Consider the following 22976-nt stretch of genomic DNA (forward strand, 5'->3'; position numbering starts at 1 on the left):
AAGGATTGTCCAAATAAATTAAATAGTTATTTAGGCAATCCCTTATTAATTGCTCTGTTATGATAAAGGAAGAATCATTATTATAGTAAATCCATCTTCTCCATTAAAACTAATATTTCCTCCAAGGTCTATTACTCTCTCCTCCATTGCCTTAAGTCCAATGCTCTTTTTTATATTCACTGCTCCATCACCATTATCTTTTATAGATACTCTTACAATCTTATTTAGAACTTCAATATTAAAATAAACACTGTTACCCCTAGAGTGTTTCTTTATGTTTGTAATTCCCTCCATTAGGTTATTAATTATACACTTCCAATGACTATAGGTAAGCTTGTCTATGTTTCCAGAGTAATTAAAGGTATATCCATAACTATTATGACTAAAAGCATCATCCATTATAGATTTCACTCTATTTATACCTAATTGTTCCTCGGAAGGCTTAATTATTTTTAAAGTTTTTCTAATATCATCCATACCTTCCCTTAGAACTTGAATAGTTGTATTTATCATATTTTTAGCTTCATTTTTATCTTTATCTATTACTACCTTTGTGGCTTCTAGATGCATTAAACTAGAAGCTATAGTATGTCCAATTTTATCATGCATTTCCTTTGATAGCTTATTTCTTTCTTCTAGCTTTGTGGTATATATTATCTGTTTTGAATAATTTTTTTCTTTTTCTACCTCTTTAGTATACTTGTCTATTTTTTCTCTTAACATTAAGTTTTCTTTCCATATTTTATCTATTTTACTTACTTTGTTAATTAATATCTTTGCTGCTATATAGTAAAATATTGCAAACAATAAATAATTCATAACTATGTCTTTTGGTATCATTGTTATAAATAAGATACTCCCTATAAAAGAATATATAAGCTTTATATTCATTAGTATACCTATATCAAAAAAAGTAAATGGTATTAATACGAAAAATATACTGTTGTATTTTATGCCTAGTCCATAAGAAATACAGAAAGACATGGCTGATAAACATAGCTTTATCTTAATATTCTCTAAGTAATATAAAGCTATGTTTATTATTATAAAACACAGTAATCCTATAATTATAGAGCTTTGGAAGCCGCCACAATTTATATATACATAGATACTAAATATGAGCCCAAGTAATTTTATATTGAGAAAATAATCATCCCTGTTATTAAGCATGCAATTTCCACCTTTGCTAAATATTATATCTTTATATTATCACAATAATAAGATCTTTCACAAAATATATCACTAATCTGGAATAAAATATTGAGCATGTACTTATATAATTTAAATACATGCTCAACATTTATTTTTATTAATTTATTTTGTGAAAACCCTTTTTATTATTGACCTAAGTTAGATTCTCTGACTTCCATTTCTTCTCCCTCACATAGCGTTATTGTTGCATTTTCCTCAAGGGTATTTACCATACTTTCCTCCTTTTGTTTTCCACATTTTTCTTTTCCTCTAAAAAACATTAAAAATATTATCACTGGGATTTGAACAAATATAAGAGCTGCAAGTATTCCAAATACACCTGATAAATTTATATCCTTAAATCTTTTATAACTTAAAATGAATAACATTATATTTATAAAAACTATCAGGGTAATCTGAAAAGACATGGAAGCCGCTATTAGCAACCCATTATCAGTTTTTTCAAGTTTAAAAGTAATAAATATTCCAATAATCTCTAAAATTATAAATCCTATTAAGAAAGCTAGTACATAGATACTATATTTTTTTCTTCCTATTCCTTTGTTAAGTAAAAATAAGTCATCACTCATTTCATCACCTCATTAACAGTATTTTACATCAACCTACTATAATTCTATACACATTTTCAAATATTATAACTAAAATCAATAAACCTCTGGAAATTATTTTAATAATCTCCAGAGGTTTATTTTAATACTACAGCATAGTTCTTTATAAAAGTTACTTTTCACTTTTATACAAGTCTACATATTCTTTATAAACTACAGCTACTTTTTCTATATAGTTTACGGTTTCTTTAAATGGTATTGTATGAACTACTTCTCCATCCTTGGAATATCTAGGATCCTGAAGCCATTTACATACATTCCCTATGCCACCATTATAAGCTGCTAGCATTTCATTTGTATATTTAAGTTGATTTTTTAAGTAATTTAGATACCAACACCCCATTTCTATATTCACATCTTCATTCTTCAGCATTTCTATAGAGAAGTTTTCTATATTTAGTTGCCTGGCTATCCATTCTCCTGTACTTGGCATTATCTGCATTAATCCTACAGCTCCCATAGATGAAACAATATCCTTATCAAACCCGCTTTCTGTTTTGATTATAGCTGCAACTAAATAAGGATCTAGTCCATAGATTTCACTATATGCTTCAATCTCTTCACTATATGGTACTTGTATATGATTCTCTACTATATCTTTTTCATTACTATCTACTTCCTTAGTTTTTTCATTTTCATGCAAATTCATAAAATATAAATTAATACATATTCCTGCTATAAATAAAATAGCCGTTATACTAATAAACTTAAGATTTAACTGCTTTTCTTCTAATATTTCCATTATACCTCCACTAACAATGTATAACTTTATTATTTAAATCAGAATTCATGTATTAATTAGTATTTCACCTTTCTCATAAAATAAACAAAAAAGACTTTAAAATAAAAATTAATTTATTTTAAAGTCTTAATTTATCCGATGACTACCAGCTCTAATACCCCCCCATTTTCTTCAAAATGGGAGTAAAGAGCTGCTACGTCCCTGGATAACGATTTCTAACCTTCAAAGAAGCTAAGAACTCTGTTTATCCGATGACTACCCTTATACTAGAGTTTAAATTGTTCCATAAACTCTTTCATATTTTCTGTAAGTCCAAGTAACTTTTCTGCTGCATTTGCAACTTCATCACTAGAAGCTGTAAGTTCTTCTGTAGATGCAGCTATTAGTTGTGTATTTCCTGAAACCTCAGAAGATATTTGCGTTGAATTTTCTATATTTTCAGTAATAGAATTTTTATCTTCTATAATTTCTTTAGAGCTAACTGCTACAAGTTCTATTTTAGGTACCATATCTAAAACTAATGCTGCAATATTTTTAAATGAATCTATAGCATTATCTACGCTAATTAGTCCGTTATTTAATTCACCATTTATATTGTTGCTTTTAATTTCTATAGTTTCACTCTCTTTAATAGCATTATTTATTACATTATAAATATTTTGGGTAGATTCCTTGCTTTGCTCTGCTAACTTTCTAATTTCATCAGCTACTACTGAGAAACCTCTTCCAGCTTCTCCAGCTCTTGCAGCCTCTATAGCCGCATTTAGTGCTAGAAGATTTGTCTGTTCAGATATACTATTAATAATTTCTGTTATTTCTGTTACAGTTTCCATACTAGATTTCATACTATATATAGAACTATTAAACTCTTTAAAGGATTTACTTAACTCATTCATGGCCATGGCTAACTTTTCCATATCCTCATTACTCTTATCCGCTTTGCTATTAATATTTTCCGCCATATCACTAATATTATATATGTTACTAATATTAGTAGAAAGTTTATTATCGAATTCTTCTAGTTCTTTAGTTACATCTTCCAATTCTTCTGCCTGCCTTTGTGAGCTTGTAGCAGTTTCTTCTATACTTTCACTTATGCTTTGAGCTCCTGATACAAATTCTTCTGCCAAAGCAGCTAGAGATGAAGCCTCGCTTTCAATAACCATGGAACTATCTTTAACATTTAGAATCATTCCACCTATAATTTCCTTGCTTTTTTCTACAGCCGTATATATATCTTTAATTTCATCATTGTTCATTTTGCCTATATTGGATTTAGTGAAATTACCCTTTGCCATATCTTCTACAATAGTACCTATTCTGCCTAATCTTTTAGTCATAGATTTAGCTACTAGGTATCCAAATATTAGACCTAACACTATAAAAATAATACATACAATTACTACTTTTATTTGAAGTTCTGGTATTTCTGCTAATAGCTCACTTCCACTTACTTCTACACCTACAGACCACCCTGTTGATTCTATAAATGCGAATCCAATATATTTTTCATCTGCACCTTGTCTATACTCACTGGCTCCTCTTTCTCCCGATGTCATCTTTCCTATAATCTGTTTCATATTTTCAGAACCATTTTTATCTTTAACTGTATCTAATAGTTTAGTTCCTATAAGCAAGGAATCATTATGAGTTATTATATTTCCTTCCCTATTTATTAAATAAGCATTTCCACTTTTACCTATGGATACCTTTGATATTATTGATGATAATTTATTAGCATCTAGATAAGCTATTAAAACACCTTTTATATTCCCATTTTCTTTTATTGGGGTACTTATAGCTATTTCTAACATACTATCAGTTGTACCTAAGTATGGTTCACTAACAAATGTAAGCCCACTTAATCCATTTGAAAAATAGTCCTTATCACTAATATTAGTACTTTCTCCTGAAGTATCTACACAATTCCCTTCAGCATCTACTATAGCAATTTCTTTTAACTCTATTTTTTCAGCTATATTCTTTAATTTTGTTAACTTTTCTTTCATATCTACTGTATCATCTATTAAAAAATCATTTATTGCTATTTGATTTACTATAACTCCATAACTATCTGTCAATTGATTTATTTCTCCTGCCATAGATGTAGCTACATTTTCTAGGAGACTTTTAGATTTGTCAGTAATAATTTTTTTATTCATATAAAGAGAAAAAGCAGATAGAAATGCTGCAACTAATACTATGATTACTGTAAAACTTAACATAAGTTGCATTCCTATTCCTCTAATCCTTTTCTGTTTTCCTTTTTTAGTATTTTTAATTTTCTTACTTTTCAGTTCATTCTTTGCCCTTTTCCTGACCTTCATATCTTCCCCACCTTACTATATACAAAAAAAATTTACAGCTATATATACACTCTGTACATAGATATAATCGAAACAAAAAATAATATCCTTTACTACACGATATGGTACTTTTACTATTTTCTAAAAATAAATAATAATTTTAATATGAATTTAAGATTTGTATGATAAAATTAAATAAAAAAACGTAATATTATCTAAAAATTTGTAATTAAAGGGTGATGAATTATGAAATTATTATTAGTTGAAGATGAAATACACCTTGCTGAAGCTCTAAAAGAAATTCTCAGTAAAAATAAATATATAGTAGATAGCATTTATAATGGTGAAGCAGGTCTTGATTATGGTCTTACAGGAATATATGATTTGATTATATTAGACATAATGCTCCCCAAAGTTAATGGATTAGAGATTCTAAAGGAGCTAAGAGCTAATAATGTATCTACTCCTATTCTTCTTCTCACTGCTAAAGGTGAAATTCAAGATAAAGTTAAGGGATTAGACTATGGAGCAGATGATTACTTAGTAAAACCTTTCTCTCATGAAGAACTTCTTGCTAGATTAAGAGCTCTTAGTAGAAGAAAAGCTGAGTTTATAAATGATAATGCTCTTCATTTTAGTGACTTTTCCTTAAATCTATCTACTTATGAACTTGAAGGAAATAGTAACTCTGTCCGACTTACCTCAAAGGAATTCGAAATTCTAAAATACTTTATGGAAAGACCTATTTTAATAGTTACTAAAGATGATTTAATTACAAAGGTTTGGGGCTATGACTCTGATGCTGAATATAATAATATCGAGGTCTATATATCTTTTTTAAGAAAAAAATTATCCTATGTGGGCTCTAAATCCAAAATATCTACCCTTCGTTGTATTGGTTATAAATTGGAGGAGTAGTATGTTTAAAAAATTAAAATATAAATTTATTATTATAAATATGTCTCTTTTAACCTTTGTATTTTTTTGTATATTTGGAGTCATATACTTTATAACTTGGAATAGTGGAGAAAGACAGATTAACTTTTCTCTTAATGCACTAATCCATGAACCTAACAATGGTGGACCCAGTAAAGGTGGTCCTCTTAACAATGGTATACTAATAAATCTTGACCATAATTTAAACGTGATAAATATTATTACTCCATATAATGTTGATAAAGATATTCTTGTTGAATTAGCAGTTAATATTCTATCCAAAGAATCTTCATCAGGAGTTATAAAAATTGAAAATACTGATTTTGCATACTTTAAAAGCTTAGATGGTAAGATTAATAGAATTGCTTTAATAAATAAGTCACCTCAGCAAAATCTATTAAAAAACCTTTTAAAGACTTTTTTCATAACTGGCTTTATCAGTTTGATTATATTGTTTACTATAAGCTATTATCTAGCTTATAAAACCATAGCGCCAATTAAAGAGGTATTCGAAAAACAAAAACAATTTATTGCAGATGCCTCCCATGAGCTTAGAACACCTATTGCTATTATTAAAACTAATTTAGCTTTAGTTTCATCTAATAAAGATAAAACTATTGAAAGTCAAGGCAAATGGATGAATTATATAGATCTACAAACTGATAGAATGTCTCATCTTATAGATGATATGCTTTCCTTAGCAAAGCTTGATGAAGATAAAAAAGTACTTAACCTACAACCTATAAATATAAATAAAATACTAGAAAATTTACTTATGTCCTTTGAAGCAGTTTTCTTTGAAAATAAAATAGAATTACAAAACAATTTAAAGGATAATTTTTTTATAAATGGTGACTTAGAAGAAATTAAAAAGCTTTTTAATATTCTAATGGATAATGCTATTAAACACACTTTTCCAAATGGAACTATTACCATCACTTCAAGTAAATTAAAATCTAAGATGGAAATCATTATTACTAATACTGGAGAAGGAATTCCTGATAAAGACCTAGAAAAAATTTTCGAAAGGTTTTATCGTTCTGATGAGTCTAGACAACGGAAAACTGGTGGTTATGGTTTAGGCTTAGCTATTGCAAATTCTATAGTAATAAGCCATAAAGGAAAGATTTATGCCAGAAGTAATGCAGGAAAAGATACTTCCTTTATTGTTGAACTTCCTATTTTAGAATAAGAGAATTTATAATTAAACACAGAAAAGTACTATAATCTAAATTATATAAGTTTAAAAGCTATCTTAGATATATACTCTTAGATAGCTTTTAGTATTTTATACATGATATTTTTTTCTTTTAAACCTTAGCACTACTATTATTGCTGAAATAATTCCTAGGAGACATATGCCATATATTATCAAATTAGATTTAATATTTGTATCATTTGACGTATTTATCCTCATATTATTTAGAGAATTTTCTCTATTAATATCACCTGGATTATTTCCTGGCTTAAAGGTACCCTGAGGAGCTCCTTTTTCAGGATTATTCTGCATATTGTTGGATTTTTCTCCAATCCCCATTCCCTTTTCAGGATTATTATTCTCTTTTATATCTTGAGGAATATCCTTTCCCTCTCTATTACCTCCACCACCTTGACTACCAAGGGCAGATAAATTTAAATTAGTAGCCATATTTCCAGTAGAAGTAGAGGACTGGGATCCAGAAAGTTGAGCAGATATACTCTTAGCTCTGTCTACTCCATAGGTAATTAACTCAGGAATAGAAGCTACATATTCTTCGTAAGTATAAAAGGCTGTAGCATCATTTTTCACATAATCACCAATTAAATTATCTATATTATTAATTGTTTCAGTAAATACTCCACTATTTACATAATCCTGAACTATTTCATTAAGGTACTCATGATATTTTTCTTTATACTCTTCTACTTCCAGAAGCTTTCCTATAAGTGGACTACTTTCTAAACTATCGGCTACAGGATTATCAATGGAAAAGTTTATAACATTACTTGCACTTTCTCCTTGAAATGCTCCAAAGGCTAAATTATAATCCCAAGGAAGTATTGAACATATTCCATCTTGTTCATATAGATAATAATTATGTTTCATGTTTGATGCATAACTGTCTAAATTTACAACAAAAGTATTTACTGCAAAATATCTTAATACTTCATCTACATCTAAATATTTTTCTATGTCATCAATATCTTCATTAAGGCTTTTTATCATGGCTATTATTTTATCGTAGTCATCTTCATTTGTATAATCAAAAATCGCATTTTCAAATATAGTAGAATAATTAGAATGCTCATCTCCAGAATATACTAAGTCTGCTCCACCAGTATTTCTTCCCATAGGCATATTGTTTTTTGCCATATTAGTAGTTTCAGGTTTATATAAATTTCCACCTGTTGTTCCATAGTATCTTTCAATATAGCTTTCTTCCATAACCTCAAGGGCTAAGTATAAACCCCAAGGCTCTCCATTTAAGGTGATGCTAGCATACTGAAACGCTGGAGTAGAAACTCCCATTTTGTTTAATAGATCATAGGAAAGATATTCTTTCATATAAGTTGTATCCTGCATCATATTATTTAATGCTAATTTCTCAAGGCCTTTAAGAGTTTGTCCATCGATATATTCATCAAATTTAACTTTAAAACTATATCTATCCGTAGTATCATCATTAGCAATTTGTGATAATGTTGTATTTCCCTTAGCTCTAAGCCCAACATTATAGTAAGTTTCTCCGTTAATAGTTATATTGGCACTATAATATTCTTCTTCCATAGCATTATCTGCTAGTTCATTCCAAAGTTTCTCATCTATATCTATATCAATTTCCATAATATCATCTTTGTTAAAAAGATTTGTTATATACTCTGGTCGGGTTGTTTTCTCTGTAGCATTTGCTTCAACCGTAGACATATCAATAGTTGCCATTACTCCAGCCAATGCCAGACTTAATGCCATAATTATTGCTATAAAAATATTTATATACTTATTTGAAATCACTTCATACACCACCTAAATATTAAGACATGTATTCTCCGTTGTAACTTACTAACACTGCATTGTTTACTCCTGATATACTGCTAATTTCATTTACAAATTGAGTAGACATTTCTTTTAATCTTATTTCTACTGTTAATTCAATATTGCTCCCTGCAGAAACGGTTTTAGACTTCACCACATATTTTTTAACATATTTATTAATATACTCCATGGCATTATTTTCACTTCTATCTCCCTTACAACTTACAACTAAGATATAAGGATTATCAATACTTTTCTTATTTGCAAATACCATAATCATAATTCCTATAAATGCTGAGCCAAATACTGCAAGAGGTATTAATCCTGCGCCTACAACAATTCCTACACTTATTGACCAAAATAAAAATGCAATATCCATAGGTTCTTTAACTGCTGTACGAAACCTTACAATTGATAAAGCACCAACCATACCAAGTGAAAGTACTACATTAGAAGTAATTGCAAGAATAATTAATGTTGTAACTAAACTCATTGCAATAAGTGAAATACCAAAACTTTCTGAGTACATTACGCCTTTAAAAGTTTTCTTATATACTAAAAATATGAATAGTCCAATAGCAAGAGCTAGTCCTAGGGCTATAGCTACATCTACAATTGAAAAACTTGATGCCTTTTCTAAAAAACTTGATTTTAAAATATCATTAAAACTTAATGCTTTATCCATTTTTATCTCCTCCAAATAACTTAATTTTATTCATAAATTCTGCAAGCTGCATATTTTGAAAAAGCAGAACTTTCTCTATCTTTTCTTTGAATCATATCTCTAATAATTTCAGGAAAAAACTCATCAAACTTAACCTCTAAAACTATAGGACTCCTTCCTGGCATTCCTATGGTAGCAAGGTTATCATTAAAAAAATTTTGTGAATATAAACCACTCTTAATGTTACTATCAAAGGTAATTCTCACGTTTCCTGGCTTGAATACATATGCTTCCCTTGTATATTCAACTATAGTCTTAGGACGTAATAAATCATATTTCATCTTTGAGTATAACTCTGTTAAAATAGGCTCCTTGTATTTAAATATGTCATCGATATTATTTTTTATTATATCTTCACATTGATTCATAGATATACTTGTTGCAATCTTACTGCATAATCCATTAACTTTACTTTTTTTCTCTAATTTTATAAAAGAATGGTTATCATTATAAATTCTTAATCTAAATTTTTCTCTATTATTTACTCCATTAATTTTTTCCATTAATGCCTTATTATTAATATTATCAAAATATAGACTCTTTACAGTATAAGTACCCTTATCTCCTGCATTCTCATCTAACTGTGCAATATTTTTTAATCTGTTTTTAATTGCCAAATAGTCTGAAATATTTATTAAATGCTTTATCTCGTGTCTAAATTTAACTTGTTTCATATAAATCACCTCCTTGTGTCATCTAGTACAATCCTATACTAAATTACTTAGCTTAAATTTATCTTAAATTTATTTTTATCTACATTACCTATATATTTAGTTTTAATCTTTATTTACAAATGATTGTCTAATAACATAAACTTGGCTAATAATAGCTGATTTTGCACAAAAAAGAAGAGATAAAAAACTATCTCTTCTTCTTTATATTTTAAAGTCACCGTATATTATATCTTTAGTTAATTTAAGATTTTAATAGATTCATTAATAAATATGTTAAGCATATTAATAATAAACCATTATACATCCTTTTATCTTGCTTCTTTAAAGTTTTTAGCTTCTGTTTTATACCCGGCAATAACTACTTTTCCCACATTTTCATTAATGTAGTATATATAGCCTATTAGAACTTAACTTACGTGTTCGGAATGGATACGGGTGTAGCCTCTAATAGTATACTCACCAGATTTAAATTATTATTATTATTTACTATTATTATAGATAATAATCATTAAACCTTGAAGTTTCTTTTGGCTACTTATTTTATTATAAATTTTTATTTATACTATCTACAAAATTATGTACATCTTTGCTTATGATAAATTTCATTGAATAAGATTTTTCTTTTCCAGCTATAAAAATTTTATGGCCAAGTTTTTCTTCATTAGCCTCTACATATTCAATATCTTTATATTCTATAATGTCATCATAAACTAGGAAAAATCTTTTACCACAAAATCTGATTTTTTCATTAGTGGTTACTAGTATCCCTGTCATTGTATTTTGTCTTCCATTTACAGTACTTTCAAAAGCACCTTCCACATAATAATTTATAACTTCATTTTTATTAAGCCTCTCTTCAATTAGTTTTATCAATTTTTCTCGTCTAGTCATCTTACAATCCTCCTAAAATAATAGTCATCACTATATATATTAATATACAGTGATGACCATTTCTATATTTGATACATGTTTATTTTAATATTTTATCTATAAATATTTGCATTTAAGTTATTGATAATACTATATTTTACCAGAAAAATCCACCAAATGGGCATATGCAGAATAATAGTATTAAAATTATCCACCAATCATCTCCGCTTGAGCATTGACAATGGCATGGTGGGCATGGTCTTGGACATGGTGGACATGGTTTTGGACATGGTGGGCATGGTTTTGGACATGGTGGGCATGGTCTTGGACATGGTGGACATGGTCTATGATGTGATGGCTTACAATCATGTCCCCAATTTCCATCTTTGCCTCTAAAGGACTCTTGTTCAAAATCTACTCCATCCGGTTGTCCATATCTGAAATCTTGAGCAAACATTTCTGCTGAATAGTCTTGTTCATTATTTTCATCATAATAGAAGAATTCATTATTATTTAACATATTATATTTCTCCCCACTTTTTAATCAATTTTATAATAGTTTCTAACAACTAAACATTTTATAGGAACCTATAATACTATAAAATATTTCTGTCTAGATCTAGTATATTAATGTTTATTTACATTAAGAATTAGCTTCAATAGCTGTTCCTAATAATATAATATGTACTCATAATAATTATGTGATGTTTATTTATAAAAAATATTAGAAATAAGAAGTTACTACTTTTTGCAATATATCCAGTAGATATATTCACGTAATGTACTATTAAAATCTATATGAGCTTTTTCTTTACTTAATTATTGGCCCTATAAGTTTATATCATACTTGTCAGAATTAGATATTGGTAAATTTAATTTGAGTCTTATAGATATAGCTCTGCATAATAATATTATTGTGAAGCATACCCAAAAAGTTATATCGTAATTCACTTCATAATAGTTAAATAAGTAAAATACCGATGCTCCAAGTATTGATGCCACTGCATAAATCTCCCTTTTAAAGATCATTGGAGTATCCTGAACAAAGGTATCCCTTAAAATTCCGCCTCCAACACCTGTAATTAATCCCATACAAACTACTAAAAATATATTGCTATGAGCTTGCTTAAAAGCTAAATTTGCACCTAATATTGTAAATGTAGCAAGTCCAATTGAATCTAAAATTAATATTACTTTTTTTAAGATAGCTATTTGCTTTCTCCTATTAGCTATTTTAAGTACTTGTTCCTCACTCATATATTTATTACCCTGAGATTCAGAAATAATTTCTTTTCTTTTAGATGTAGTGTACATACTAGATAATTTAGGATATCCGTAAAAAGCCATAATAGATACCACTATACTTATAATAAAATAAGTAGGGTTTATAAAAGCAGTTGGTGGTGTTTGTCCTAAGGTTATATCTCTAAATATTCCACCCCCAATAGCTGTAATAATTCCTAAAAATATAACTCCAAATAAGTCTAATTTTTTTTGCATCCCTACTAAAGCTCCAGAAAATGCAAATGCCACTGTTCCAACAACTTCAAAAATAATTAATAGCATAATTATATTCTCCTCTCTACTTATGTGTAATAATATTCCAATTTAATATTTTGCATTATAAAAGGAGTAAAAAACATAATTAATAAATGCTTTTTACTCCCTGTCCTTTTATCTGAAAGATTCCCTATAAAGGTTGCTTCGTTGATGCTCTTTAATTATTAATGTAAAGAGTCTCTCCAGGGTTATGTCCTGCTATTGTATTCAACCTGAAAGTTTCAAGTTAATTAAAAGCTTGTAATTAACTCTTTCTCCTACGGTTACTTAGTCTTTAAAAAACTAAGTATCTTCAATAACATTCATCCATACAATATTAAATTTAATTTTCTTCCTTACTTAATTTATATGAATTTTTCATATAAATCAAGCCATTTTATAATATTAAATACTAAATTGATTATCTATACGATTTCAAAATTTAAAAGCAATATATTCTATCCCTGTAATTTTCAACAGAGCTTTTTCCATACTTAGAACTGGTTCTCCTTTAGGAGCAATGGATATCTATGGACTTAACTCCTCTTTACTCTCACTTTGAAAGACATAGGAGTAAAGACCTTGTAATCAACCTATAAAAAAAACACCTTATAAAATAAGGTGTTTTGGTGGCTCACCGGGGGATCGAACCCCGGACACCATGATTAAAAGTCATGTGCTCTACCGACTGAGCTAGTGAACCAAACTACCTGGCAATAACCTATCCTTCCACACAGCCTCCCGTGCAGTACTTTTGGCTCTTTGAAGCTTAACCGTCGTGTTCGGCATGGTTACGGGTGTTACCTTCAAGATATGCTTACCAGATAAGTACATAGAAATTATAATTATCTTTGTACTTATACAAACTAAATAAGTTTGTCTTTAATGAAGAATTTTTTAATTTTTCATTAGCATTGCGATAATACCACTAACTTAGTTGTTGATATACGGATATTGCTCATATAGAAAAAGTCTGCAATATCATCGCCCAGTTAAGAAAATAACTATTTTCTTTATCATCGAATACTCTCAATGACTTTTATTATTTTACTCGATTATTTATCCCATGTCAATAATATTATCTATATTTTTATACATTTTTCTGCCTATATATATTTTGCCATAGTTGAAATCACATGTAAAATGAATATATATATACTCTATTTAATATACTTAATATATGAATTTTAAATTTCCAAGGAGTATTTTATGGAGGATATAAGCAAAATATCTACTAGCATAGACAATTTAACGGCACTAATATCATCTAGCCTAGATAAAATAAATGAAAGTTCTTCAGAATCTGCTTCTGATCCCAGCACTTTACTTTCTCTTAAAAGTGAGTTGCTTTCTTTAACTGAAATTACTACTAGCCTAAATGTGCTAAAAACTCAGCTTAACTTATTATCTCTTAATGATTATGAAGTTTTATATGTAGCTAATTGTATATCACCTTTGCTTCAAATATTAATTCAGCTTTCTAATACTTCTTATCTAACTATGGGCACAACACAATTATTAAATAATTCTACTATCACTAAAAGAAAAACCTCTAAATTGAAAAAAGCTGAAAAAACTGCCTATAAAATTCTTGAGCAAATTAACTGTATATATCCTGTATTGGAATGTAGAATATATAACTTTATTAATAACATATGCAATTGTGAGGATTAACAAAAACACATGGAGTTACTTTCAAATTCACCCCATGTGTTTTTATTTTATTTACTTTACTCTCCAAGAAGTTCCTTCTTTACTATCTAGCACCTCTATATTCATCTCTAATAACTGTGCTCTAATTTTATCTGATCTTTTATAGTTTTTTTCTTTTCTTGCAATATTTCTTTCTTCAATAAGATGATTTATTAGTTTCTCATCCACTTCAATAGCCTCTTTTTCAATAGTCATTAAATTAAGTGAGAAAACTTTATCAAAATCTTCAATTAAAAATGCTTTCTCTTTATTATTTAATTCACCATCTTTTATAACCTCATTAAGCACTGTAAATGCATTGGCTATATTTAAATCATCACTTATTTGAGTTTTAAACTTTTCTTGATATCCGCTAATAAGTTCCTTATTCATATTATTGGTTTCATCAATATTAGTTAATATAGTCCCTATTTTTTTCTTTAATGCCTTATAGCCATTTTGGGCATCTTTTAGACTTTCAAAACTAAATACCAGTTGTTTTCTATACTTAGATTGTAAGCAGAAATATCTATAATCTAATGGACTAAATCCTTCTTCTTCAAGTTTAGATACTGTTAAAAAGTCTCCACTTGATTTAGACATTTTGCCTCCATCTAATACTAAGAATTCTCCATGAACCCAGTAATTTACCCATTTATGACCCAAAGCTGCTTCTGATTGAGCAATTTCATTTGTATGATGAACTGGTATATGATCTATTCCACCACAGTGAATATCAATATTCTCACCTAAGTATTTAATACTCATGGTTGAGCACTCTAAGTGCCATCCTGGAAATCCTCTACCCCAAGGAGAATTCCATTGCATTATTTGATTGGAGAATTTAGAATTTGTAAACCATAGTACAAAATCTAAAGGATTCTTCTTATTTGGATCTATTTCTATTCTACTACCAGCTTCTAACTCATCTATACTGAGATTTGCAAGCTTTGTATAATCTTCAAATTTATCTATTTCAAAATATACATTTCCATTTGATTCATATGTGTAACCACGTTCTTCAAGCTTTTGAACAAATTTGATCATATCCTCTATGTGTTCTGTTGCTCTACATACCACTGTTGGTTTTTTTACATTTAGCTTTTTACAATCTTCAAAAAAAGCATCTTCATAAAATTTTGCGATTTCCCATACTGTTTTATGCTCACGACTTGCACCTAGAGCCATTTTATCTTCACCTTCATCTCCATCTGATTGAAGATGACCTACATCTGTTACATTCATAACATGCTTAACTTTATAACCTACATACTCTAAGGATTTTTTTAATGCATCCTCAAATATATATGTTCTTAAGTTTCCTATATGGGCATAATTGTAGACAGTAGGGCCACAAGTATACATTCCAACTTTATTTTTATTGGCAGGAATAAATTCTTCTTTATTTCTAGTCATGGTGTTGTATAAATAAAAACTCATCTCATGTCTCCTTTACATATTTCTTATAACTAATGTTTTAATGATAATTACTGTTCTGTAACTTATCTATATAATATATGCTTAACTATATTTATACTTTACATAACATTAAACTGTTCTTATTCTAAATCATATTAGTATAAAATATAAAAAACTACAGAACCAACTGTAGCTTAAATAACGATTAAAATTTATATCAATTATTAATTACATTATTATAGCTCAGTAGTATCTTGTTAAATTATACATATGTTACAACAGCAACAACAACATCTACACATAATAATGCTCTCCTTTAAAATAATTTATATTTAAATTTTATCATATAATAATAATTTTACAAGTTATATGTATAAATAACACTACAATTTATTTAAAATTTCTCAACAACTAAAACCTTTACAAGTTTTAAAGAGGATTTTATATTATTCTAAAGAATAACTATATATATTATTTAACTATATTATAATAGGTGGTGATTATATGTCTATAGATATATACGTTAATGGAAACGTTATATCCTTGGATAACAATAAGGTTTATGAATCCTTTGCTGTGAGAGATGGAAAATTTCTAGCGGTAGGATGTAATGACGACTTACTGTCATTATTTTCTAAAGAGGGCTACAAAGTTACAGATTTAAAAGGCAATACTGTAGTTCCAGGTTTTAATGATGCTCATATGCATCTACTTAATTATGGGTTTCAAAAGACTGCAGTAAGGCTAAATAACTTATCCTCCATAGATGAAATGATTAGTGTTGTGAAGTCTTATCTTAATAAAAACAATATTCCAAAGGATACATACATAATTTCTAGAGGCTGGAATGATAACTATTTTAAAGAACAACGACTTCCTAATAGATATGATCTGGATAAAATCTCCTGTGATCATCCAATTATATTTTCTAGAATATGTGGTCACATAGGGGTAATTAACTCAAAAGCTATTGAACTCTTAGGTATAGATAAAATGAAAGAAAATCCTACTGGCGGTGCTATAGATAGAGAAAATGGAGTTCCTACTGGAATTCTTCGTGAAAATGCTTTAAATATTGCACTTAGTAAGGTTCCTACCACTTCTGTAGAAGAGATAAAATCTTCACTCCGTAGCGCCTTTGATGACTTAATTAAATGTGGCATAACCTCTGTCCAAACTGAAGACTTAACTCACTGTAGAAGTTTACCTAATTTAATTCAAAGTTATAGAGAGTTAGAAGAAGAAGGCAACCTCCCTGTAAGAATAACTCTTCAGCTATGCCTTAATACTGATGAATTATTAGAGGAAGCTAATAGTTTTGGTTTGAAGTCAAAGGTAGGTAGTGATTTTCTTAAGGTTGGAGGTCTTAAACTTTTTCAAGATGGCTCTTTAGGTGCTCGTACTGCAGCTATGATAGATAACTATGAGGATACTCCTGGTAATGGTATTAGTATTTATTCTCAAGAGGATTTAGATAATTTTGTTACTAAGGGTTTTAAACAAGGATTTCAAATTATTATCCATGGTATTGGAGATAGAGCTTGTGAAATGATATTAAACTCCTATGAAAAAATTTCTAAAGATACTGATGATAATCTTAGACCTGTTATAGTTCACTGTCAATTTACTAATGAGGATTTATTAGATAGATTCAAGGAGCTCAATATAATAGCTAATGTACAACCAGCATTTGTTATGAGTGATTATCCTATAGTTGAAAAAGCAGTAGGCAAAGCTAGAACTAAAAGTAGTTATGCCTTTAATTCTATGATACAGAAAGGCATTCCTGTAGCCTTTAGCTCTGATGCTCCTATTGAAAGTTTTAATATAATCCAAGGAATCCATGGAGCTGTAAATAGAACAGATCTAAATAATAAACCTGTAGATGGCTTTAATATTGATGAAGGTGTTACCCCTTTAGATGCTTTAAAAGCTTATACTACAGGACCTAGTTACATGTCCTTTGATGAAGATATAAAAGGTAAAATTAAAGTAAATTATCTAGCTGATTTTGTAGTTTTATCTCAAGATATAACTGCTGTACCTAAAAACAAAATTAAAGAAACCAAAATTTTAGAAACCTATGTTAATGGAATAAAGGTTTTATAGCATATTTATAAAAAAATAAAGAAAAGGATGTAAGTATTTAATTATACTTGCATCCTTTTCTTTATCTAATTCAACTATATTTTTATTTATTATTAGGATTATTTTTAACTCTATTAGGTTTTGCCTTTGGTTTTATTACTATATCATTTTTCTTACTCTTAGGTTTATTATAAGCAGCCTTGGCAATTTTATTTTGAGTCTTAGACATGAAGCCACACAAATCCCAAAACCATAGAAATAATATAACGAATATACCTGGTATTACATAATTTGTTACTAACACTGGTAATGTTGTAAATACTAGTGGTGGTACTACAAACACAATAAAAGCCATTATAAGTACTAACCATTTGTTTATTTTTATTTTATTAAATACAAATTTCTTTAGTAAAGCATATATACCTAATACTATAATTGAAAATAATAAAATACTTCCTAAAAATATTAATACATTTTTCATAAAATTCCTTCTTTCAAATATATTGTAACTAAATAGTATTATATAATATATATCTATAAAAATGTACTTACTATAACAGATTTTTAATATGTTCACAAAATATTAACAATAGGATTTTTTATGATTTTTTGTTTAAAATTTAAAACTAATGGTAATACTATCAACTGTAATCTATTTAAAAGGAGATGTTTTTATGAAAGTATTAGACTCAATTGCACTAATTTTAGTTATTGTTGGTGCGGTAAACTGGGGCCTAATAGGATTATTCCAATTTGACTTAGTTGCAATTTTATTTGCAGGTTCTAGTGCCTTCGGTGCTATAAGCACATTTAGTAGAATTGTTTATGCCATAGTAGGATTAGCAGGTCTTTATGCTATATCATTCTTTGCAAAGAGTAAATATACTGATGTGGAATAATTTCTAAAGCCGCAATTGCGGCTTTTTTATTTTATAATTTTATAGGATTTATTTTGTTTTTAATTTATAATAGTTTAGATAGGTTGGCAATAGCATAATGTAATTTAAATAAATTTTTTAACTTATATAAAAATGCTCTATGCCTAAATATCCTATGAAAAACTTAGCTGAGGTGTTAAAAATGATAAAATATATTTCTTATAATGTTAAAAAGTGTAGTATTGATGAATTATTAAAGTATTATACTCCTGAGATAGTAAATAAATACTGCGAAAGTTGTAATAAATTTAATAAGGTATGGTCTTGTCCTCCACTCTCTTTTAGTGATTTAGAATATGTTTCTAAATACAAATATTGTTATGTAATTAGTGGTAAAACCTATATAGAGCAAATTCCAAAGGAAGAACTAAATGATATTGTTACCTACTCTCTATGTAAATATAGTGATATAAGTAATAGCACTGATGAATTTACTAATACTTTTAATGGTCTTTATTATAGTTTTAGAGAATTTAATGATAATAAAATACTCTCCTTAGAATCTTATTATAATGACAGCATTGCACTATTTTCTGGAAGATGCCTAATTTGCAACAACTGCTCTCGTAGCAATAACATGCCTTGTATATTCCCAAGGAAATTAAGATATTCATTAGAAGGTCTTGGTTTTGATGTATGCGGGATAGTTGAAAATATTATTAATGATAAAATTCAATGGAGCAGTAACTCAACACCAGAATATGTAACCTGCGTATCTGGATTGCTTTCCAATTTAGATATTTCTGAAGATAAAATTTTGCAAATATTGCATAATAATTAAAACTTAATATTCTATTTCTAGTATTTAAACTTACCTCTTTGATAATAATATTATTAATAAATAAAAAATATGAAAGAGGTGGTTTTTCTTTGTTCAAATGTGTAAAGAAAGAAAATCATTACTGTAATTTAGTAAATGGTCAATGGATGACAACGGAAAATACTATAGATATTTTTTCTCCTAGCGATAACTCATTAATAGGTACTATACCTCAAATGAGTCAAGATGATGTGGATAAGATAATAAGTTTTGCTAAAGAAAGCCAAAATTCCTGGAGTGATGTACCTGTAAGTAAACGTTCTGAAATCTTACATAAAGCAGCAACTTTGCTTGAAGAAAATTGTGATGAATTATCTAAAGTTCTTATGATGGAAATAGGCAAAGATATTAATTCCTCTATTTCTGAAGTAAAGCGTACTGCAGATTTTATAAGATTTACTGCAGATGCTGGTAAAAATCTAGAAGGAGAAACAATAGCTGCTGATACTTTCCCAGGATTTAAAAAAAATAAGATGAGTCTAGTTCAAAGAGTACCTATAGGCTTAGTCCTTGCTATATCACCTTTTAACTATCCAATTAACCTATCAGCTTCCAAGATTGCTCCTGCCTTAGTTGGTGGTAACAGTGTTATTCTTAAACCTCCAACACAGGGTGCTGTAAGTGCTCTTCATCTTATTAGGATATTTCAAGAAGCAGGTGTTCCTGATGGGGTAATAAACTCTGTTACTGGTAAATCTTCTGAAATAGGTGACTATCTGGTTACTAACGACAATATAAACTTTATCAACTTTACCGGTTCTACAGAAGTAGGTAAACATATAGCTAAAATTGCTGGTATGGTACCTATGATTATGGAGCTGGGTGGAAAGGATGCTGCCATTGTACTAAAAGATGCTGATTTAGATGATACAGCTAGAGAAATTGTTTCAGGTGCATATAGTTATTCTGGCCAAAGATGTACAGCTATTAAACGTGTATTAGTTACAGAAGATGTTGCCGATGAATTATCCTCTAAAATCTTGGAACAAGTAAAAAAACTCACTATAGGCACTCCTGAATCTGGAGCTAAAATTACTCCTTTAATTGATAAAAAATCTGCTGATTTTGTTGAAGAGCTTATTCAAGACGCCTTAAGTAAAGGTGCAAAATTGCTATGTGGTAATAAGCGAGAGGGTAACTTACTACACCCAACTCTTTTTGATATGGTAACTAGTGATATGCGTATTGCATGGGAAGAACCTTTTGGTCCTGTACTCCCTATAATTAGAGTAAAGGATAAAGATGAAGCAATTGAAATTGCTAATAAGTCTCAATATGGACTTCAATCCAGTGTATTTACAAGAAATATTAATGATGCCTTCTATGTAGCTAACAAATTAGAAGTGGGGGCTGTTCAAATAAATAATAAGTCTGAAAGAGGACCAGATCACTTCCCATTCTCCGGTGTTAAAGCTTCAGGTATGGGTACTCAAGGCATAAAATATAGTATTGAAGCTATGACTAGACTTAAATCCATAGTATTAACCATAGACTAAATTAAACTTAATAGAAAAGCTTCAAAGAAATTTTCCTTGAAGCTTTTTATTTATATATTATATATTCTCATCTTGTGATCTTGCTATTATCTCTCTACATATCTCAGATAAATTAGCTTTTTCCTCTTTACTTAAGTCCTCCATATAAATTGGTTTATGAAAAATAATTTGAGCTTTTAAATCTTCTGGATCTCCCTCTAATCCCTTATAGGTTCCATTTACCGTAATTGGTATCACTGGTACATTAGCCTTAACTGCAAGTTTTAGGCTTCCCTTTTTAAAATCACCTACACCTTTGTCTCTATTTCTTGTACCTTCTGGAAATATAAGCATAGATCTGCCACTTTTTATTATTTCTATAGCTTGAAGGATTGCCTTTAAACCTTCCCGTCCATTTTCTCTATCTAAAAATACACATCCTAATTCCTTCATCCAATAGGATATAACCGGTACTTTCTTCATTTCGATTTTAGCCACAGCTCCTGCAGTATCTTTTATATTCATCATTATTACAGGTATATCTAGCATACTTTGGTGATTTGAAACATAAACACATGTTTGATTTAATAAGTTTTCACTACCTACAACATGAACTTTTAATTCAGAATATTTAATTGTAGCAGCAGCCCAGTCCTTCTCTAAATTATATAAGTATTCTTCCCTTTTTTCTTCTGTTAATTTATTTTTACATATTGAATATGTAATTCTTTTAATGGCAATTTCAAGCATTTTAAAAGAAAATTTTATTCCAAATCTTAATTTTCTCAAATAATTCACGTCCTTTTTTAATGTTTACATTTAATTATATCAATAATATGTATTCTGGTGAAGTATATATTGAAATTTTGTCAATACTTTATATATTACATGTACTACTTAAGGAGGTCTCATGAAAAAATTTTATAAAAGTAATAGAACTCTATTTATATTATCTATAATATTTTTTGTCTCCTTTTTCTTACTAGGTTATACTAGCAAAAATAGTATTAATACTAAATTGAAGGATTCAGAAACTAGGATACATTTTATAAATGTTGGCCAAGGAGATTCTATTCTTATTGAGAATAATAATTTTAATGTTTTAATAGATAGTGGACCAAATAGCGCTAAAGACACTTTAATTTCTTATCTTAAAAAATATAAAATTAAAAAATTAGATTACCTTATTGCATCTCATCCTCACGAAGATCATATTGGTTCTATGGATGATATAGTTAATAATTTTTATATAGAAGAGTTTATTATGCCTAAAGTTTTATCCACAGATAAGAATTTTTCTAACTTAGTAAACGCACTTAAAAGTAAAGGACTTACAATTAGAAATATTAATGACGATCTTAAAATTCAACTTTCAGAGGATAATTATATAGATTTTCTATGGACCGGTGATATCTCCGATGATAATTTAAACAATCATTCTATAGTAATAAAATATATAAATAAAAATACCTCATTTTTGTTTACTGGAGATATGGAAGAAGAAGTTGAAAATATTTTATTAGCTAGTAAAAAATCTTTAGAATCTACTGTATTAAAAGTAGCACACCATGGAAGTAAGACTTCATCTTCCAAAGGATTTTTATCTAAAGTAAACCCTAGAATAGCTGTAATAAGTTGTGGCATGGGAAATGATTTTGGTCATCCTCATAAAAATACTTTAAAAGCATTGGAAAATCTAAATTCTAAAATACTTAGGACTGATATAAATGGAAACATTATAATAAAAACAAATAATGATAAATTAATGATATCTACTGAACATGAAGGTAGCTAATATTAAAAGTATGCAACATAGCTAATATTTAATTAATAGCTATGTTGCATACTTTTCAAATATATTATCAAAAAATAAAAAAAGCCTTACTTTGTAAGACTAAAAATGGCTCCGCGAAGAGGATT

21 protein-coding genes, 1 tRNA gene, 2 rRNA genes and 1 riboswitch are annotated in these 22976 nt (G+C 28.5%); of the genes, 8 read left to right on the forward strand and 16 right to left on the reverse strand.

Annotated features, from left to right (window positions below; translation table 11 throughout):
• Positions 1-57: 57 nt before the first annotated feature.
• The 4 genes from B3B03_RS09695 to B3B03_RS09710 all read right to left on the reverse strand — a co-directional run bounded on the left by B3B03_RS09695 (position 58) and on the right by B3B03_RS09710 (position 4889).
• On the reverse strand, positions 58-1170 hold the full coding sequence (locus B3B03_RS09695) for a sensor histidine kinase (protein WP_346846322.1): 1113 nt from the start codon (positions 1168-1170) through the stop codon (positions 58-60).
• A 167-nt stretch (positions 1171-1337) separates the two neighbouring features.
• On the reverse strand, positions 1338-1781 hold the full coding sequence (locus B3B03_RS09700) for a DUF805 domain-containing protein (protein WP_346877167.1): 444 nt from the start codon (positions 1779-1781) through the stop codon (positions 1338-1340).
• A 151-nt stretch (positions 1782-1932) separates the two neighbouring features.
• Positions 1933-2562 carry a lytic transglycosylase domain-containing protein gene (locus B3B03_RS09705; protein WP_346846320.1) on the reverse strand — a complete coding sequence of 210 codons (630 nt, stop codon included), beginning with the start codon at positions 2560-2562 and terminating at the stop codon, positions 1933-1935.
• Between the two features lie 266 nt (positions 2563-2828).
• Positions 2829-4889 carry a methyl-accepting chemotaxis protein gene (locus B3B03_RS09710; protein ID WP_346877168.1) on the reverse strand — a complete coding sequence of 687 codons (2061 nt, stop codon included), beginning with the start codon at positions 4887-4889 and terminating at the stop codon, positions 2829-2831.
• Between the two features lie 225 nt (positions 4890-5114).
• On the opposite strand from B3B03_RS09710, the gene B3B03_RS09715 reads away from it, so the two are divergent.
• A complete protein-coding gene (locus B3B03_RS09715) occupies positions 5115-5786 on the forward strand; it encodes a response regulator transcription factor (protein ID WP_346877169.1) in 672 nt (223 codons plus the stop codon).
• Position 5787: 1 nt separating this feature from the next.
• Positions 5788-6996, forward strand: a complete 1209-nt coding sequence (locus tag B3B03_RS09720) for a HAMP domain-containing sensor histidine kinase (RefSeq protein ID WP_346846317.1) — start codon at positions 5788-5790, stop codon at positions 6994-6996.
• Positions 6997-7092: 96 nt separating this feature from the next.
• On the opposite strand, the gene B3B03_RS09725 is transcribed toward B3B03_RS09720, so the two are convergent.
• The 9 genes from B3B03_RS09725 to rrf (B3B03_RS09765) all read right to left on the reverse strand — a co-directional run bounded on the left by B3B03_RS09725 (position 7093) and on the right by rrf (B3B03_RS09765) (position 13449).
• Positions 7093-8796 carry a CotH kinase family protein gene (locus tag B3B03_RS09725; protein WP_346877170.1) on the reverse strand — a complete coding sequence of 568 codons (1704 nt, stop codon included), beginning with the start codon at positions 8794-8796 and terminating at the stop codon, positions 7093-7095.
• Positions 8797-8815: 19 nt separating this feature from the next.
• On the reverse strand, positions 8816-9502 hold the full coding sequence (locus B3B03_RS09730) for a DUF4956 domain-containing protein (RefSeq protein ID WP_346877171.1): 687 nt from the start codon (positions 9500-9502) through the stop codon (positions 8816-8818).
• Positions 9503-9528: 26 nt separating this feature from the next.
• Positions 9529-10215 (reverse strand): polyphosphate polymerase domain-containing protein, encoded by a 687-nt coding sequence (locus B3B03_RS09735; protein WP_346846314.1) that lies wholly within the window; start codon positions 10213-10215, stop codon positions 9529-9531.
• A gap of 346 nt (positions 10216-10561) precedes the next feature.
• Positions 10562-10679, reverse strand: a 5S ribosomal RNA gene (gene rrf / locus B3B03_RS09740).
• Between the two features lie 79 nt (positions 10680-10758).
• Entirely contained in the window at positions 10759-11106 is a 348-nt protein-coding gene (locus B3B03_RS09745; protein WP_346846313.1) for a PH domain-containing protein, read from the reverse strand.
• A 136-nt stretch (positions 11107-11242) separates the two neighbouring features.
• The gene (locus B3B03_RS09750; protein WP_346877172.1) at positions 11243-11605 is read right to left on the reverse strand and encodes a hypothetical protein; all 363 of its coding nucleotides are present in this window, start codon (positions 11603-11605) and stop codon (positions 11243-11245) included.
• Between the two features lie 308 nt (positions 11606-11913).
• On the reverse strand, positions 11914-12651 hold the full coding sequence (locus B3B03_RS09755; protein ID WP_346846311.1) for a trimeric intracellular cation channel family protein: 738 nt from the start codon (positions 12649-12651) through the stop codon (positions 11914-11916).
• 90 nt (positions 12652-12741) lie between these two features.
• A riboswitch (glycine riboswitch) is annotated at positions 12742-12841 on the reverse strand.
• 410 nt (positions 12842-13251) lie between these two features.
• Positions 13252-13327: transfer RNA gene (locus B3B03_RS09760), tRNA-Lys, on the reverse strand.
• Between the two features lie 5 nt (positions 13328-13332).
• Positions 13333-13449, reverse strand: a 5S ribosomal RNA gene (gene rrf / locus B3B03_RS09765).
• Positions 13450-13833: 384 nt separating this feature from the next.
• Between rrf (B3B03_RS09765) and B3B03_RS09770 the strand changes: the two genes are divergently transcribed.
• Positions 13834-14298 carry a hypothetical protein gene (locus B3B03_RS09770; RefSeq protein ID WP_346846310.1) on the forward strand — a complete coding sequence of 155 codons (465 nt, stop codon included), beginning with the start codon at positions 13834-13836 and terminating at the stop codon, positions 14296-14298.
• Between the two features lie 51 nt (positions 14299-14349).
• Here the strand turns inward: B3B03_RS09770 and cysS are convergent, their stop codons facing one another.
• Positions 14350-15756, reverse strand: coding sequence for a cysteine--tRNA ligase (gene cysS / locus B3B03_RS09775; protein WP_346877173.1), 1407 nt, complete (start codon positions 15754-15756; stop codon positions 14350-14352).
• Between the two features lie 483 nt (positions 15757-16239).
• On the opposite strand from cysS, the gene B3B03_RS09780 reads away from it, so the two are divergent.
• Positions 16240-17844, forward strand: coding sequence for an amidohydrolase (locus tag B3B03_RS09780; protein WP_346877174.1), 1605 nt, complete (start codon positions 16240-16242; stop codon positions 17842-17844).
• A gap of 82 nt (positions 17845-17926) precedes the next feature.
• Here B3B03_RS09780 and B3B03_RS09785 read toward each other — a convergent pair whose 3' ends face one another.
• The gene (locus tag B3B03_RS09785) at positions 17927-18304 is read right to left on the reverse strand and encodes a hypothetical protein (protein ID WP_346877175.1); all 378 of its coding nucleotides are present in this window, start codon (positions 18302-18304) and stop codon (positions 17927-17929) included.
• Positions 18305-18497: 193 nt separating this feature from the next.
• Here B3B03_RS09785 and B3B03_RS09790 point away from each other — a divergent pair, with 193 nt between their 5' ends.
• The 3 genes from B3B03_RS09790 to B3B03_RS09800 all read left to right on the forward strand — a co-directional run bounded on the left by B3B03_RS09790 (position 18498) and on the right by B3B03_RS09800 (position 21077).
• The gene (locus tag B3B03_RS09790; RefSeq protein WP_035134290.1) at positions 18498-18722 is read left to right on the forward strand and encodes a DUF378 domain-containing protein; all 225 of its coding nucleotides are present in this window, start codon (positions 18498-18500) and stop codon (positions 18720-18722) included.
• Between the two features lie 181 nt (positions 18723-18903).
• Complete coding sequence (locus B3B03_RS09795) at positions 18904-19542, forward strand: DUF2284 domain-containing protein (RefSeq protein WP_346877176.1); 639 nt, start codon at positions 18904-18906, stop codon at positions 19540-19542.
• Between the two features lie 89 nt (positions 19543-19631).
• Positions 19632-21077, forward strand: coding sequence for an NADP-dependent glyceraldehyde-3-phosphate dehydrogenase (locus B3B03_RS09800; RefSeq protein ID WP_346846305.1), 1446 nt, complete (start codon positions 19632-19634; stop codon positions 21075-21077).
• A 57-nt stretch (positions 21078-21134) separates the two neighbouring features.
• Here B3B03_RS09800 and B3B03_RS09805 read toward each other — a convergent pair whose 3' ends face one another.
• On the reverse strand, positions 21135-21845 hold the full coding sequence (locus B3B03_RS09805; protein WP_346846304.1) for a lysophospholipid acyltransferase family protein: 711 nt from the start codon (positions 21843-21845) through the stop codon (positions 21135-21137).
• 121 nt (positions 21846-21966) lie between these two features.
• Here B3B03_RS09805 and B3B03_RS09810 point away from each other — a divergent pair, with 121 nt between their 5' ends.
• Complete coding sequence (locus tag B3B03_RS09810; RefSeq protein ID WP_346877177.1) at positions 21967-22851, forward strand: ComEC/Rec2 family competence protein; 885 nt, start codon at positions 21967-21969, stop codon at positions 22849-22851.
• The last annotated feature ends 125 nt before the right edge of the window (positions 22852-22976 follow it).

It is taken from the genome of Clostridium sp. UBA5712, from assembly GCF_002419845.1.
GTDB lineage: Bacteria > Bacillota > Clostridia > Clostridiales > Clostridiaceae > Clostridium_J > Clostridium_J sulfidigenes.